Source organism: Kitasatospora sp. NPDC054768 (genome assembly GCF_053612025.1).
Window position 1 is genome coordinate 1 of record NZ_JBSHBN010000063.1, and the last position, 14,432, is coordinate 14,432.

Here is a 14,432-nt window from a genome sequence, read left to right on the forward strand (position 1 = left end):
GGGCAGGCCGGTGCCGTCGTCGGCCACGGGTGCGTCCGCCGCGGGCGCACCGGCCGTCGCGCCGTCCTTCGGGGTGGCGCCGACCGGCGCATCGCCGGCCGGCTCGTCACCCCCTGCCGTCGCGCCGTCCGTCCGGCCGACCGCCCGGCCGTCCGCGACCGGATCGGACGCCACCGGATCGGGCACCACCCGGATGGTCGGGGCCGGGTGCGGGCCCGGCTGGTTGTGGCGGTCGGCGAGCTGCGGGCCGTCCTGCTCGTCCGCGTCGCGCATCGGCGGGACGGCCGCGACGGTGGGCGCCGGGGCCGGCCCGGCGCCGGCCCGCAGCGGCAGCGGGGTGAGCACCGACAGCGGCTGCTCGTCGTCCACGACGGTCACCAGCGCGGCCGGGATGCGCAGGATGGTCCGCATGCCGCCGTACGGCGAGGGCTCGACGTGACAGGAGAAGCCGTACTGGCGGGCCAGCTTCCCGATCACCGCGAAGCCGGTCTTGGGCGGGTTGCCGAGCTCGGTGAGCAGCATGTCGGGCGGGCCGGCCAGCAGCCGGCGGGCGCGGCGCAGCTGGTCCTCGTCCATGCCGATGCCGCTGTCGTCGATGATCACCAGCGCGCCGCGGCCGCCCTGCTGGACGGTGACCGGGACGTCGGTCTCCGGGTGGGAGTAGGCGGTGGCGTTGGCGAGCAGCTCGGCGATGGTGACGGCGATCGGCTCGGCGGCCCGGGCGACCACGGCGAGGCGCTGCTCGCGCAGGTGGTTGGCGACCTTGATCCGGGCGTAGCCGGGCACCCGGGAGAGCGCGCCGACGACCACCTCGGCGAGCGGCGAGTCGGTGCGGGCCAGGCCCGGCCAGGCCTCGCAGAGCACCGCGATGGTCTGGATCCGGCGCAGCGCGACCTCGTTGCGGAAGTCGACCTCCAGCAGCCGGGGGTCGTCGTGCTCGTGCTGGAGCTGCTGGACCAGGCTCTGGATCTGGTACAGCAGGGTCTGGATCCGGGAGGTGGCGCCGCGCATGGCGGCGCGGGCGGCGGCGTCCACCCGCTCGCGCTCGTCGGCGAGGGCGGCGTGCGCGGCGTCCAGGACGGCCTGCAGCGCCCGGACCGCCTCGGGGCCGACGGCCTGCGGGTCCAGTGGGCCGACCAGTGGGGCGTTGCCGTGGGTGAGCCGTACGGCGGTGGCGGCGATCCGCTCCTGGGCGAGGTGGCCGATCTCGGCGAGCAGCGCGGTCGCCCGCGCCTCGGCGGCGGCGAGCGCGCTCTCGGCCCGCTCGGCCCGGTCGGTCGCGGCGGCGCCCTGCTGCAGGGCGTCCCGGACGGTGTCCTGCGCGTGCCGGGCCGCTTCCTGCGCCTCGCGGACGCTGTCCTCGGCGGCGCGGGTGCGCTCCTGCGCCCGCTGGGCCTCCTCGGCGGAGCATCGGGCGGCCTCCTGCGCCTCGCGCTGCTGCTGCTCGGCGCGGGCGAGCCTGCCCTCGGCGGCCCGGGTGCGCTCCTCGCTCCGGCCGAGCGCGGTCTCGGCGGCCGTCGCCCGGGCGACGGCCCCGGCCCGGCCGCGGGCGAGCACGGCCGCGGCCACGGCGGCGACCAGCGCCAGGACGATCAGCGCGATCTGCGTCATCGAAGTCCTCGGGGGGTGCTTGCGGGTGGGACCGGGTGGTGCGGCCGGGCCTGCCGGGAGGGGCGCGTTCTGGGAGCGCGGGTGGGGTCAGTTCCCGACGGCGTGCGGGCGCGGGGAGCGGGCGGCGTCCTCGGCCAGTTCCCGGGCCACCAGGGCGACCTGGCCCATGGCCTCCAGGGCGCCGGGGGCCGCGGAGCCGTCCAGGTGCCGGTACTCGGCCGCGAGGGTGAGCACCAGGCGCTCGGGCAGGCCGAGTTCGGGGTGGCGCTGTTCGGCGATCACCCGCCGGGCGGCGTCCAGCGCGGGTATGCCGGCGGCGTGCAGGGCGTGGGCGCGCTCGCGGACGTAGGAGAGGTAGCCGATGTGCTCCCGGACGCCGTCGCGGTCGAGCACCGGGCCGTGGCCGGGCACGAAGATCTCCGCGCCGGTGGCGAGTGCCTGCTCGCAGGCGCCGATGACGTTCTCCAGCGGTCCGGCCCAGTGCGAGGGGTGGTCGCCGGGCTGCTCGGGCGTCGAGGAGAAGATCACGTCGCCGGTGAAGACCGCGCGCTGGTGCGGGAGGTGGACCATGAGGTCCCCACCCGTGTGGGCGGCGGGCAGGCTGGTGATCCGCACCGGGTAGCGGCCGACGGTCAGCTCCAGCTCGCCGGTGAAGACGGTGTCGGGGCGCACCGGCGCGGTGCCGGACCAGTCGAACTGCCCGAAGTGCTCCCTCAGGTAGCCGCCGAGCGGCGACTGCGGGTCGCTGTTGACGACCAGCGCGTGCTGCTGCTGCGGGGTGGGCTCCCAGTGGATGTGTTCCAGCGCCTCGCGGGTGGCGATCACCTCGGCGTCCGGCAGCACCCCGGCGCCCCACAGGTGGTCCCCGTTGGCGTGGGTGACGACCACTCGGTCGATCCCGACCCCGTCCGGCAGCAGCCGCCGGCTCGCGGCGAGGAACTCCCCGGCCATCGAGGGGTCGTACGGCGTGTCGATCCAGAGCGCGGTGGCCTCCGAGGCCAGCAGCCCGCAGTTGGCCAGGCCCCAGCCCCGCTTCGGCGGGAGCCACACGTACAGGTCCTCGGCAATCGCGCTCACGTTCGCACGGCTGATCGTCATGTGCGCGATTATGCCCATGTCGTGACAGGAGTGGAGCAAAACCATTACAGTTCAAGCCACTTCGCGCCCGAAGAAACCTGAGCTGTCCCGATTCGTCCCACGTGGTCTGGACCACATCTGGCCGAAGTGGCCCGGCCCGGGCCCCGGTTGGGTCCGTACCGGGCCGGGGATCGGTCCGGGCCGGGCCGGGGATCGGTCCGGGGGAGCGTCAGATCTCCTGCTCCGCCGACCGCTCCAGCTGCTTGATCCCCTTGCGCTCCCCCGCACAGCGTTCGTAGCCGAGCCAGGCGTTGATCGCCAGCATCGGCCCGTTGGTCGTGTCGTTGCTGGTGTACGCGTGCCGGTAGCCGGCCGCCGCGGCGAGCCGCAGCGACTCCAGCTTGGCCAGCTTGCTCAGCCCCCGGCCGCGGAACTCCCGGCGGCAGGCGGTGAACGCGGACCAGTAGCGGTCCACGCCGTCGGTCTGCGCCATGCTGAAGGCGGCCGGCCGGCCGTCCACCACGGCGACGACGCTCAGCGCCGCGTCCCGGTCCGGCCTGGCCCAGTCGTTGCGCAGCCAGTCCTCGTACGTGAGGGCGTCCATCGGCACCTCGCTGCCGGGCTCGTCCGGGATCGCGTCCGCCTCGACCAGGAACACCGGGTACGGGTCGTCCGCCCAGTCGGCGGCCGGGCGCACCTCGACACCGGCCGGCCGTACGGGAGCGGGCGGCAGCGGCAGCGCGAGGTCCCGTCCGGCGAACTGCATGGTGCGCCCGATCCGGTAGCCCCGGGCGGTCGCGAAGACCTGCGAGGCGGGCTCGTCGTCCAGCCAGGTGTGCAGCTCCGTCACGCCGTGCCCGGTCAGGTGCCGCTCGGCCGCGGCCAGCAGGGCGGTGGCCGCGCCGCGCCGCCGGTACTCCGGCAGCACGCTGCCGTTGGCGTAGCCGACACCCGTGGTCGTCGTCCCGAGCACCACCCCGCAGCGCACCGCGCCGACCACCCGGCCGTCCAGTTCGGCGACGAAGGTGCGGAAGTGCTCCTCGGGGCTGGGCTGGGCGTTCAACCAGACCAGCGTCTCGGCGGAGAGCACCAGGTGTTCGCGCCCGGCCCGGTGGGCCGCGGCCACGGCCACGGCGTCCTCGGGGTGGAAGTCACGGATCGTCACGGAGGAGGAATTCGAGGAAGTCATGGATTCCCACGCTAGCCCGCAGGCCCGTCCGGCGCCTCCGGTTTTCCCGCCGGAAGGGCGCCCCACCTGCGCGGACGGCCCGGGCTCGGGACCAAAGTCCCTCACGGCCGGCACGACATGCTCAAATAATGCTCTGAGAAGACCGGGCGAGGCTTGGCAGCCACCCCGCCCGGGGACATTCTCAGCAGCACGGCCGCGCGGTTCCGGCGACGACGCCCGCACCGCTCGACGGCCCTCCCACCCGGCCCTCCGAAGGGGGCGAACCGATGATTTCCCCTGCCCTGGAACTGCCTGCCTCCGCCACCGCGAGCCGAGGAGCCGCACCCCTGGGAACCGCGCGCCGGGAGGCCGCGCCCCGTCTGGGCGTCGGCCTCGGCTGGCGCAGCGAGATCGACACCGTGGTCGAGAGCCGGACCGGCCTGGACTGGGTCGAGGTGGTCGCCGAGAACATCTGCGCCGACCACCTGCCCGAGTCCCTGACCGTGCTGCGCGGACGCGGCGTCACCGTCGTCCCGCACGGCGTCGGCCTCGGCCTCGGCGGCGCCGACCTGCCCGACCCCGGCCGCCTCGACCGGCTCGCCGAGGCCGCGCTGGCACTCGACTCCCCGCTGGTCAGCGAGCACCTGGCGTTCGTCCGGGCCGGTGGTCTGGAGGCCGGCCACCTGCTGCCCGTCCCCCGGACCCGGGACTCGCTGCGGGTGATCGCCGAGAACGTCCGGATCGCCCAGGACCACCTGCCGGTGCCGCTCGCCCTGGAGAACATCGCCGCCCAGCTCGCCTGGCCGGACGACGAGTTCACCGAGGGCCAGTTCCTCGCCGAGCTCGTCGAGCGCACCGGCGTCCGGCTCCTGATCGACGTCGCCAACCTGCACACCAACCGGGTCAACCTCGGCATCGACCCGGCCGCCGAGCTCGACCGCCTGCCGCTGGAGGCGCTCGCCTACGTCCACGTCGCGGGCGGCACCCTGGTCGACGGCGTCTGGCACGACACCCACGCCCACCCCGTCACCGAACCGGTGCTGGAGGTGCTGGCCGAACTCTGCGCGCGGGTCGCCCCGCCCGGGGTGCTGCTGGAGCGGGACGCCAACTTCCCGCCGCCCAGCGAACTGGCCGGTGAACTGGACGCCATCCGCCGGGTGCTGGAGGGGAGCACCCGGCGATGAGCGACCTGACCAGAACGGCGCGGGAGAACACCGACCCGCGTCTCACCACCGACCACGACCCCGCCGGCCCGGGCCCCGCCGAGCAGGACCTCGCCGCCGCCCGGCGGCGCCTGGCCCGGCGCCAGGAGGAGCTGCTGGCCGCCCTGGTGGCCGGCGGGCCCGTCCCGCACGGCTTCGACGAGCGGCAGGTCCGCGCCCAGTCCACCGGCCTGGCCGCCAAGCGGCGGGACACCACCGCCAAGGTCGCCCCGGACCTGCCCCGGGCGCTCGGGGCGCAGTACGGGCCGCTCTTCCTCGGCTACGCCCGCTCCCACCCGCAGACCGGCGGCTACCGGGCCGACGCCCGGGCCTTCGCGCAGTGGGTGCTCACCGACGGCGGCCCGCTCGCCGACGACCACCGCCGGGCCCTGGAGCAGTGGCTCCACCCGGCACCCGTACGGCCGCCGGGCCCGCTCGCGCGCCTGCGCCGGGCCCTGCGCCCGGCCCCGCGCCGCTAGCCGGCGGCCGGGCCGCCGGCGAACCCGGCGACACCTGATCCTGACGCACTGTCACCACCTCGGGGGAACAGCCCATGTGGCACAACAGCTACTTCATCGTCCCGGCCGTCCTGCTGGCGGCCGCCGCCCTGTACGCCGCCCGGACCCGGCAGCACATCGGCCGGGTCCGCTACGCCAAGGGCCTGCCCGGCCGCGGTCTGCCGCTGCTCGACACCGCGTTCCTGTCCGGCGGGCCGGGGCGGGTGTTCGACACCGCCGTGGTCCGGATGCACATGAGCGAGCAGGTCGTGATCAGCCGCTCCGGTCTGGTCACGCTCACCGGCTCCAAGCCGTACGACGCCGTCGACAAGGCGGTCCAGGACGCGGTCGGTCCGACCGGCAGCCGTCAACTCGGCTCGCTGCGCCACACCGTGATGCGCTCCGCCGCCGTCCAGGAGATCGGTGACCGGCTCGCCGACCGCGGCCTGCTGCGCCGCCCCGAGCGGCTGCGGCGGGCCCGCACCGCCCGTCGGCTGCTCTGGCTCGCGCTGCTGCTCGTGGTGGCCTCCGCGGTGGCCTCCCTGCTGCTCGACGACGGCGCCGCCGGCCACGACCGCCCGAACCTCTGGGTCCCGGGCCTCCTGCTGTTCGGGGGCCTCACCGCGCTGCTCGCCACCGCGCCGGTCAAGGGCAGGATCACCCCGGCCGGGCAGCGCCAGCTCTCCCTGATGCAGGGCACCCCGTGGAAGCCCAACGCCGGGATGCCGCCCCGGCTGGCCGGCGGCGCACTGCTGGGCGCGCTCGCGCTCGGCGGCCTGGCCGCCGCCGGGCTGGACAACCCGGAGCTGGAGGCCGCGATGCTGACCGCGTCGGCCGAGGAGGAGGCCGTACGGCAGGCGGTCGCCGCGAACGCCTCCTCGTCGTCCTCGTCGTCCTCGTCCTCGTCGTCGGCCTCCTCGTGCTCCTCCGGTTCCTCCGGCACCGACGGCGGCTCCGCGGCCTGGTGCGGGTCCTCCGACTCCGGTTCCTCCGGCTCCGGCTGCGGCTCGTCCAGCTGCGGCTCCTCCTCGTCCAGCTGCGGCTCCTCCTCGTCGAGCTGCGGGTCCTCCTCCAGCTGCGGATCCTCGTCCTCCTCGAGCTGCGGGTCGAGCTGTGGCGGCGGCGGCTGCGGCTCCTGAGACCCTCCGGGCGCGCCGCCGGACGTCACAGTTCGGTATCGCGGACCGGGAAGACGTTCCGCCCGCCGTCGACGCAGGCATACAACAAGCCCATGTGGTTGCTGTTCCTCATACCGGCCTGTGTCGCGGCGGTCCTGTCCTGCCTCCGACTGGTCCGGATGACCGCCACCGCCGACGCCCTGGCCGACCAGGCCGGCCTGCGGCCCCCCGAAGCCGTCGGCATCGGCCTGTACGAGACCGCCTACCTGGCCGGCGGCCCGGACCGGGTGGTCGAACTCGCCCTCGTCCTGATGACCGGCCGCGGGCGGCTGCACCTGGCGCACACCGGCTGGACCACCGTGGTCGACCCCAGGGGCCGCAGCCGCCTGGAGCGGGCGGTCATCGCCACCGTCGGCCCCGAGGTCCAGTGCCGGACCGACGAGCTGCGCCGGGCGATGGCCGAGCACCCCACCGTGCTGGAGATCGGCGCCCGGCTCACCCTGGCGGGCCTGGCCACCCCGGCCCTGGTGCAGCGCAACACCGTGGTGGTGGTCCGGCAGGTCCGGCACGCGCTGCTGCTGACGCTGGTCCTGCTGGCCGCCTCGCTGGCCCTCGGCGGCTTCACCGGGGGTAACACCCTCGCCCCGCTCGCCTGGTTCTCCCTGCCGGTGGCGCTCACCTCGGGCACCCTGCTGATGGCCCGGGTGGACGTCTACCCGTACACCCGCTGGGCCTCCCCGATCGGCCAGGAGGTCCTGCGCGAGGTCCGTCCGACCCGCCAGCGCGGCCTGGCCGACGACGAGGAGCGCGAACTGCTCACCGCCGTCGCCATGAACGGCCCGGCCGTCCTGCCCGACGCCCGGCTCCGCGCCGCCCTGCGCCCGCACCGGACCTGAAAACCGGCTGCACCGACCGCTGCGACCAGGGCAGACTCCCACCCATGGACACACCCGACCCCGCCGAGCGGGGCCCCGCCGACCGCGCCCCGGACCCGCCGGCCCTCGGCCGGAAGGGCCTCGCGACGCTGGAGCGCGCCCGCTTCGAGGGCCGCCCGGTCCGGCTGCGCCGCTCCATCCCCGGCGCGGACCGGCTGGAGGGCTTCGTCCTCGGCACCGGCCCGGTCTGGACCCTGCTCGCCACCTGCACCGACCACCGCCTCGACGGCTGGAGCGCCGTCCGCACCGCCGACCTGCACAAGGTCCGCGACCGGGGCGGCCCCGAGAGCCTGACCGTACGGGTGCTGCGCCGCCGCGGTCTGTGGCCGGTCCGCCCGCCCGGCACCGACCTGCCGCTGGACGACCTGCCCGACCTGCTCACCGCCGCCTGCGCCGAGTACGGTCTGATCGCCCTGCACACCGAGCGCCGCGACCCCGGCGCCTGCTGGGTCGGTACGGTCACCGCGCTGCGGCCCGCCTCGCTGCGGCTGCACGAGGTCGACCCCGAGGCGCGCTGGTACCCGGAGCCGACGAAGTTCCGTTTCGAGGACGTCACCCGGGTCGACCTCGGCGACCACTACACCTCCGTGCTGCGCGAGTTCGCCGGGCCGCGCCCGTAGCGACGCCGGAGGCCGGCTCCCCGTCGGGGAACCGGCCTCCGGGAGGAACCGCGGGAACCGTCAGACCAGGCCGTTCAGCAGCTCGCTGACCGGCTTGCGCCGACCGGTGAAGAACGGCACCTCCTCGCGGACGTGCAGCCGGGCCCGGGAGGGGCGCAGATCGCGCATCAGGTCGACGATCCGGTGCAGCTCGTCCGCTTCGAAGGCGAGCAGCCACTCGTAGTCGCCGAGCGCGAACGAGGCCACCGTGTTGGCCCGCACGTCCGGGTAGCCGCGCGCCATCTGGCCGTGCTCGGCGAGCATCGCGCGCCGCTCGGCGTCCGGCAGCAGGTACCACTCGTAGGAGCGGACGAACGGGTACACGCAGACGTAGTCGCGCGGGCGCTCGTCGGCCAGGAAGGCCGGGATGTGCGACTTGTTGAACTCGGCCGGGCGGTGCAGCGCCATGTTCGACCAGACCGGCTCCAGCAGCCGGCCGAGGCCGGTGCGGCGGAAGCGGTTGTACGCCTCCTGGAGGTCGTCCGAGTCGGCGGCGTGCCACCAGACCAGGATGTCGGCGTCCGCGCGCAGACCGGAGACGTCGTACGTGCCGCGCACGGTCACGTCCTTGGCGGCCAGCTGGGCGAACAGCTCGTCCACCTCGGCGGCCAGCGCGGTGCGGTCCTCGGGCAGGGCGCCCTTGAGCTTGAACACCGACCACATCGTGTAGCGGATGACCTGGTTCAGGTCGCGCGCCTTCTTCTTCTCGGGCTGCTGCTCCCGCTCAACGCTCTCAGTCATGCGCCCATTGTCCTCTCCGTGGAGCCTTCCCCGGTCGCCGGGGTCAACAGTCTGTCGACGGCGGCCGCCGCGGCGGCCGCCGAACCGATGCACGCCGGAATGCCCACCCCGTCGTACGCGGCGCCGCACAGCGCCAGCGCGCCCACCCGCGCCACCTGGGCCCGCACCCGGGCCACCCGGTCCAGGTGCCCCACCGGGTACTGCGGCAGACCGGCCGTGAAGCGGGAGACGAAGGTGTCGTACGGCCGGGCGGTCAGCCCGATCGCCTCCTCCAGGTCCGCCAGCGAGCGCGCCACCAGCTCCTCGTCCGGCAGCCCCAGCGCCTCCTCCTCGCGGTACCGGCCCAGCGAGGTGCGCAGCAGGAACGCGTCCGGCGCGGAACGCTCCAGCCAGCCCCACTTGTTGGAGGAGAAGGTCGAGGCCTTGATCCGCCGCCCGTCCACCGGCGGCACCAGGAAGCCGCTGCCGCCGGGCGGCTCGGCCAGGTCGGCGCGGCGGAAGGCCAGGGTCACCAGGGCCATGCCCGCGTACTCGACGGCGTCCAGGTCGGTGGCGGCCGCCGGGGCGTCCTCGCGCAGCAGTCGGGCCGCGACGGGGGCCGGGACGGCCAGCACCACGGCGTCCGCGTGCAGCACCTCGCCGCCGGCCACCACCCGCCAGCCGTCGGGGGTGCGGCGCAGCTCGTCCACCGGGGCGTCGGTGCGCAGGTCCACCCCCGCCTTGACGCAGGCCGCGGCGACCGCGCCGGGCAGGGTGCCGAGGCCGCCGCGCAGGCCCTGGAACACCGGGGTGCCGACCACCTTCGGCCGGGAGGCCAGCTCGTGCACCCCCTCGACCAGCGAGCCGCCGCCGCGCGCGATCGACAGCAGCTGCGGGACGGCGGCGCGCAGCGAGATCTCCTCGGCGCGGCCGGCGTAGACGCCGCCGAGCAGCGGCTCGACCAGCCGGTCCACGACCTCCTGGCCCAGCCGGTCGGCGACGTAGCGGCCGATCGCGACGTCCTCGCCGATCTCGCCGGGCCGCTCGTTCCGGGCCCGCTCCAGCCCCTCGTCGGTCAGCACGCCGGAGGCGGCCAGCGCCTCCAGGTCACCGGGGACGCCCATCACCTGCCCGCCGGGCAGCGGCCGCAGCGCGCCGCGGGTCCAGATCGCGGCCTTCGCGGTGGTCGGCGGCTCCAGCTCCTCGCCGAGCCCGACCGCCCGTGCCAGGTCCACCGCCTCCGGCCGCCGGGCCAGCACCGACTCGGCCCCGAGGTCCACCCGGACCCCGCCGACCTCTCCGCCCCACAGCTTCCCGCCGATCCGCCCGGACGCCTCCAGCAGCGTGACCCGCGCCCGCGCGGCCCCCCCGGCGGCACCGCTCAGGAAAGCGGCCGCGGCCAGCCCCGCGATCCCACCACCGACGACGACGACCTGTGCATCCGACATGCCCCGCAGTCTCGCAGGTCTTTACGCCGGACCCTCAATCCCCTGCACGCCGGAGGTCGATCGCGATCGGGAACGGCACCGGGCGTTCCAGTCTGCCGCGGAGGATTCCGGCGGGTGCGTACGAAGCGGTCACCTGGTCCAGCTCGTAGACGTGCACGACCGGCAGGCCGTCGTCCTCCTCCTCGACGATCCAGTAGTGCGGGATTCCGGCCTCGGCGTACTTGCGGAACTTGACGCCGCGATCGCGGTGCTCCGGCCCCGGAAGACCAGTGCGCCGTCGATCAGCTCGATGTGCTTGGGCGCGTCGGGCAGGTGGTCGAGGTCCTCGGCGTACCAGCCCTCGGCCCGCGGCGGACTCATCCATTCCGGCAGCTCGTCCATGGGTGTCACATCATCGGAAATGCCATGTCCCGTAGGCTGCTTCGCATGGAACCGATCATGGTGAGTGCGTGTCTGGCCGGGATCCCCTGTCGGTACGACGGGCGGGCGAAGACCTCCGACGACGCCGTGCGGCTGGTCGAGCGGGGGCGGGCCGTGGTGGTGTGCCCGGAGGGGGCGGGCGGGTTGCCGACGCCGCGGCCGCCGGCGGAGATCGTGGGCGGGGACGGCGCGGACGTGCTGGACGGGCGGGCCCGGGTGGTGGACGCGACCGGGGCGGACTGCACCGCGGAGTTCCTGGCCGGCGCCCGGGCGGCGCTCGCCGCCGCCGAGGAGGCGGGGGCCCGGCGGGCGGTGCTGATGGCGCGCAGCCCGTCCTGCGGCTGCGGGCAGGTGTACGACGGGTCGTTCACCGGGGAGCTGCGCCCCGGCGACGGGGTGACGGCGGCGCTGCTGCGCCGGGCCGGGATCGAGGTCACGGCCGGGTAGCGGGCCCCGGAGCGGCAGGGGCCCGCCACCGGGGGGTCAGCGCGCGCTGGCCTCGTGGACGAAGGCGACGAGGCGGCTGAGCGCGTCCGGGTCCATGGACGGCAGCACGCCGTGGCCGAGGTTGAAGATGTGGCCGCTGGTGCCGAGCGCCTCGGCGGCCCGCAGCACCTCGGCGGCCTTGGTCTCCACCACCGCGGTGGGCGCGTACAGCACCGCCGGGTCGAGGTTGCCCTGCAGGCCCTTGCCCGGGCCGACCCGCTCGGCGGCGACGTTCAGCGGCACCCGCCAGTCGACGCCGACGATGTCCGCGCCGGCCTGGCCCATCAGGCCGAGCAGTTCGCCGGTGCCGACACCGAAGTGGATCCGCGGCACGCCGTACTCGGCGACGGCGTCGAAGACCTTGGTGCTGGACGGCATCACCGAGCGGCGGTAGTCGTCCGGCGCGAGCGCGCCGACCCAGGAGTCGAACAGCTGGACGGCCGAGGCGCCGGCCTCGATCTGGACCTTGAGGAAGGCCGAGGTGATGTCCGCGAGCCGGTCCACCAGGGCGGCCCACAGCTCGGGCTGCCCGTACATCATGGCCTTGGTGTTCTCGTGGTTCTTGGACGGCCCGCCCTCGATCAGGTAGCTGGCCAGCGTGTACGGCGCCCCGGCGAAGCCGATCAGCGGGGTCTCGCCGAGCTCCTCCACCAGCAGGCCGACGGCCTCGGTGATGTAGGGGACGTCGTCCGGCTCCAGCGGGCGCAGCCGCTTCAGGTCCTCGACGGTGCGGATCGGGTCGGCGATGACGGGGCCGATGCCGGGCTTGATGTCGACGTCGATGCCGACGGCCTTGAGCGGCACCACGATGTCGCTGAAGAAGATCGCCGCGTCCACCTTGTGCCGGCGCACCGGCTGGAGGGTGATCTCCTTGACCAGCTCGGGCCGCATGCAGGACTCCAGCATGGGGATGCCCTCGCGGACCTTCAGGTACTCGGGCAGCGAGCGGCCGGCCTGGCGCATGAACCACACCGGCGTGTGCGGCACGGGCTCGTGCCGGCAGGCGCGCAGGAACGCGGAGTCGTGCGCGGCGCCGCGACGCCGGGGGGTGGTCTGGCCGCCGTGGGTGGGCGCCGTGGTGTCTGCCGTTGTCTCGCTCACGCGTCAAATCTTCGCACGCGTGCCGGGCCCGGTTTCCCGGCCGGTCTCGTCGGTTCCTCCAAGATCTGTCCGGGTTTGCCGTTCCGGCACGCCGCTGGGAGAGAAGTTGCGGCGATAACCCCGTTCTTCGACCTAGTCTTCGGGGCATGGCAGCGGTCGGAGGGCACCCCGCACAGGGTGGCGGAGCAGGTGGCGGAGCGGGGCACGAGGGGGTGCCGAGCGAGTTCCGGGCGGCCGTGGCGGCCCTGGACGGGGCCCGGCTGCGGCCCGAGGTGCAGCTCTCCCCCGCGCCGGCGCCGCGCCGGCTCGCCCCGTACTCGTTCGCGGTGACCGCCTCGGTCGAGATCGACGGCGAGGAGCTGGCGGACGGCCGGCTGGTGCTGCTGTACGACCCGGCCGGGCAGGAGGCCTGGAACGGGGAGTTCCGGGTGGTCACGATGACCCGGGCCGAGCTGGAGCCGGAGATGGCGGGCGACCCGATGGTCTCCGAGGTCGGCTGGTCCTGGCTGCTGGACACCCTGCAGGCGAACGGCGCCGGGTACGCGGAGCCGTCCGGCACGGTGAGCCTGGCCTCCTCCCAGTACTTCGGCGGCCTGGCGGACCGCCCGTCCTCGACCGAGATCGAGATCCGGGCTTCCTGGACCCCTGCCGACGGCCGCTTCGAGCGGCACCTGGCGGCCTGGGCGGACCTGCTGTGCGTCAGCGCCGGCCTGCCGCCGACCGCCCCGGCCCCGCAGGGGCCCGCCGAGGTTCCTTCACTCGGTGGAGTGGTCCCGATGCCGGCCCGGCGACGCCCCCGGTCGCACTGACGGGTGGTGTGCGGGCCCGACGGCGCCCGGGGGCCGGACGCCACCCCCAGGGCTGACGGAGTGTGACTTCGGACCCGCTCTTCGTCAATTCACCGGTCGACACCGACCGATCGACACCGAATCTGATCGATTTTGTGCGAATACCGGGCATGTCGCATCAATCATTTGCGCGATTTGTCCGTATTGTTACTCACTAGATCGTGATCTTTCGCTAAAGCCGGGCACGGTTGCTGCCGAAGCAGACTGTGACCCTTTCCGAACGCGGAACACTCCGACCGCCCCCATCGGGGTTCCGTCCGCCACTCCCCGCAGGAGGCCTGGTGTCGGTCCTTCTTGAGCACCCCGCAAACGTGGTCGCCTACCGGCCGACCAAGCCCACCGCCATGGTGGTCATCGCCGATCCCCGTGTCCGAAACACCGTCACCCGCCATCTGTGGGCACTCGGCGTCCGCGACGTGATCGAGGTGTCCTCCATCGCCGAGGCCCGCCCCCGGGTCTCCACACCCCGCGACATCTGCGTCGCCGACGTGCACCTCCCGGACGGCTCCGGGCTGACCATCCTCGCCGAGACCCGCGCCGCGGGCTGGCCCAACGGCCTGGCACTGTCCGCCGCCGACGACATCGGCGCGGTCCGCAGCGCGCTGGCCGGCGGTGTCAAGGGATACGTGGTGACCGGTACCCGGACGAACGTCGCGATGCCGGGCCGCCCCGGGATGCCGCTCGGCGCCGCCGGGCTGGCCGGCCGGATGCGCCGCCCCGGGATGCCTGGCATGCCGGGCGCGGCCGGTGCTCCGGGCGCCCCCGGAGCACCCGGTGCGCCGGGCGCGCAGCAGGCCGCCTACCGCGAGCTCTCCGGCCGCGAGGTCGAGGTGCTGCGACTGGTCGCCGAGGGACAGTCCAACAAGGCGATCGGCGTGGCGATGGGCCTGTCGGCGCTCACCGTCAAGAGCCACCTCGCCCGGATCGCCCGCAAGCTGGGCACCGGCGACCGCGCCGGAATGGTCGCGGTCGCGCTGCGCACCGGCATCATCCACTGAGCCGGGCGCTCCGGACCGCTGCGGCGGGGGGGGGGGGGCGGTGGGGCACCGCCCCCGCCGGGGGGGCCCCCCCCCCCCCCGGCGGCGCCCCCCCCCCCCCGCCCGCGGGGGGGGGGGGGGCGGGGCCCCCCGCCCCCCGGCCGC

The 14,432-nt window shown here is 75.1% G+C and carries 12 protein-coding genes and 2 pseudogenes; 7 read left to right on the forward strand and 7 right to left on the reverse strand.

Features of this window, described 5'->3' with window-relative positions:
- The 3 genes from ACWGKU_RS20110 to ACWGKU_RS20120 form a co-directional block, all read right to left on the reverse strand.
- Nucleotides 1–1,611: ATP-binding protein (locus ACWGKU_RS20110; protein WP_452191506.1), on the reverse strand; the 1,611-nt coding region annotated here is incomplete at its 3' end.
- 87 nt (nucleotides 1,612–1,698) lie between these two features.
- Nucleotides 1,699–2,709, reverse strand: a complete 1,011-nt coding sequence (locus ACWGKU_RS20115) for an MBL fold metallo-hydrolase (protein WP_401043437.1) — start codon at nucleotides 2,707–2,709, stop codon at nucleotides 1,699–1,701.
- 208 nt (nucleotides 2,710–2,917) lie between these two features.
- Nucleotides 2,918–3,877 carry a GNAT family N-acetyltransferase gene (locus tag ACWGKU_RS20120; RefSeq protein ID WP_452178285.1) on the reverse strand — a complete coding sequence of 320 codons (960 nt, stop codon included), beginning with the start codon at nucleotides 3,875–3,877 and terminating at the stop codon, nucleotides 2,918–2,920.
- Nucleotides 3,878–4,203: 326 nt separating this feature from the next.
- Between ACWGKU_RS20120 and ACWGKU_RS20125 the strand changes: the two are divergent.
- The 4 genes and pseudogenes from ACWGKU_RS20125 to ACWGKU_RS20140 all read left to right on the forward strand — a co-directional run bounded on the left by ACWGKU_RS20125 (nucleotide 4,204) and on the right by ACWGKU_RS20140 (nucleotide 8,228).
- Nucleotides 4,204–5,537, forward strand: a pseudogene (locus ACWGKU_RS20125) (DUF692 domain-containing protein).
- Between the two features lie 74 nt (nucleotides 5,538–5,611).
- Complete coding sequence (locus tag ACWGKU_RS20130) at nucleotides 5,612–6,694, forward strand: TIGR04222 domain-containing membrane protein (protein WP_452178286.1); 1,083 nt, start codon at nucleotides 5,612–5,614, stop codon at nucleotides 6,692–6,694.
- Nucleotides 6,695–6,786: 92 nt separating this feature from the next.
- Nucleotides 6,787–7,569, forward strand: coding sequence for a TIGR04222 domain-containing membrane protein (locus ACWGKU_RS20135; protein WP_452178287.1), 783 nt, complete (start codon nucleotides 6,787–6,789; stop codon nucleotides 7,567–7,569).
- A 44-nt stretch (nucleotides 7,570–7,613) separates the two neighbouring features.
- Nucleotides 7,614–8,228, forward strand: a complete 615-nt coding sequence (locus ACWGKU_RS20140) for a hypothetical protein (protein ID WP_452178288.1) — start codon at nucleotides 7,614–7,616, stop codon at nucleotides 8,226–8,228.
- Between the two features lie 60 nt (nucleotides 8,229–8,288).
- Here the strand turns inward: ACWGKU_RS20140 and hemQ are convergent, their stop codons facing one another.
- From hemQ to ACWGKU_RS20155, 3 genes and pseudogenes are all read right to left on the reverse strand, one after another.
- Entirely contained in the window at nucleotides 8,289–9,008 is a 720-nt protein-coding gene (gene hemQ, locus ACWGKU_RS20145) for a hydrogen peroxide-dependent heme synthase (RefSeq protein ID WP_359914362.1), read from the reverse strand.
- Nucleotides 9,005–10,435, reverse strand: a complete 1,431-nt coding sequence (gene hemG / locus ACWGKU_RS20150) for a protoporphyrinogen oxidase (protein WP_452178290.1) — start codon at nucleotides 10,433–10,435, stop codon at nucleotides 9,005–9,007. Before hemG ends, hemQ begins: the two co-directional genes overlap by 4 nt.
- Nucleotides 10,436–10,469: 34 nt before the next feature.
- Nucleotides 10,470–10,816: pseudogene (locus tag ACWGKU_RS20155) on the reverse strand (hypothetical protein).
- A 45-nt stretch (nucleotides 10,817–10,861) separates the two neighbouring features.
- Between ACWGKU_RS20155 and ACWGKU_RS20160 the strand changes: the two are divergent.
- Nucleotides 10,862–11,302, forward strand: a complete 441-nt coding sequence (locus tag ACWGKU_RS20160) for a DUF523 domain-containing protein (protein WP_359914356.1) — start codon at nucleotides 10,862–10,864, stop codon at nucleotides 11,300–11,302.
- A 36-nt stretch (nucleotides 11,303–11,338) separates the two neighbouring features.
- On the opposite strand, the gene hemE is transcribed toward ACWGKU_RS20160, so the two are convergent.
- Nucleotides 11,339–12,352, reverse strand: coding sequence for a uroporphyrinogen decarboxylase (gene hemE / locus ACWGKU_RS20165; RefSeq protein WP_452178292.1), 1,014 nt, complete (start codon nucleotides 12,350–12,352; stop codon nucleotides 11,339–11,341).
- A 236-nt stretch (nucleotides 12,353–12,588) separates the two neighbouring features.
- Between hemE and ACWGKU_RS20170 the strand changes: the two genes are divergently transcribed.
- Nucleotides 12,589–13,251, forward strand: coding sequence for a DUF3000 domain-containing protein (locus tag ACWGKU_RS20170; RefSeq protein WP_452178291.1), 663 nt, complete (start codon nucleotides 12,589–12,591; stop codon nucleotides 13,249–13,251).
- Between the two features lie 320 nt (nucleotides 13,252–13,571).
- Entirely contained in the window at nucleotides 13,572–14,288 is a 717-nt protein-coding gene (locus ACWGKU_RS20175) for a response regulator transcription factor (RefSeq protein WP_049651279.1), read from the forward strand.
- The last annotated feature ends 144 nt before the right edge of the window (nucleotides 14,289–14,432 follow it).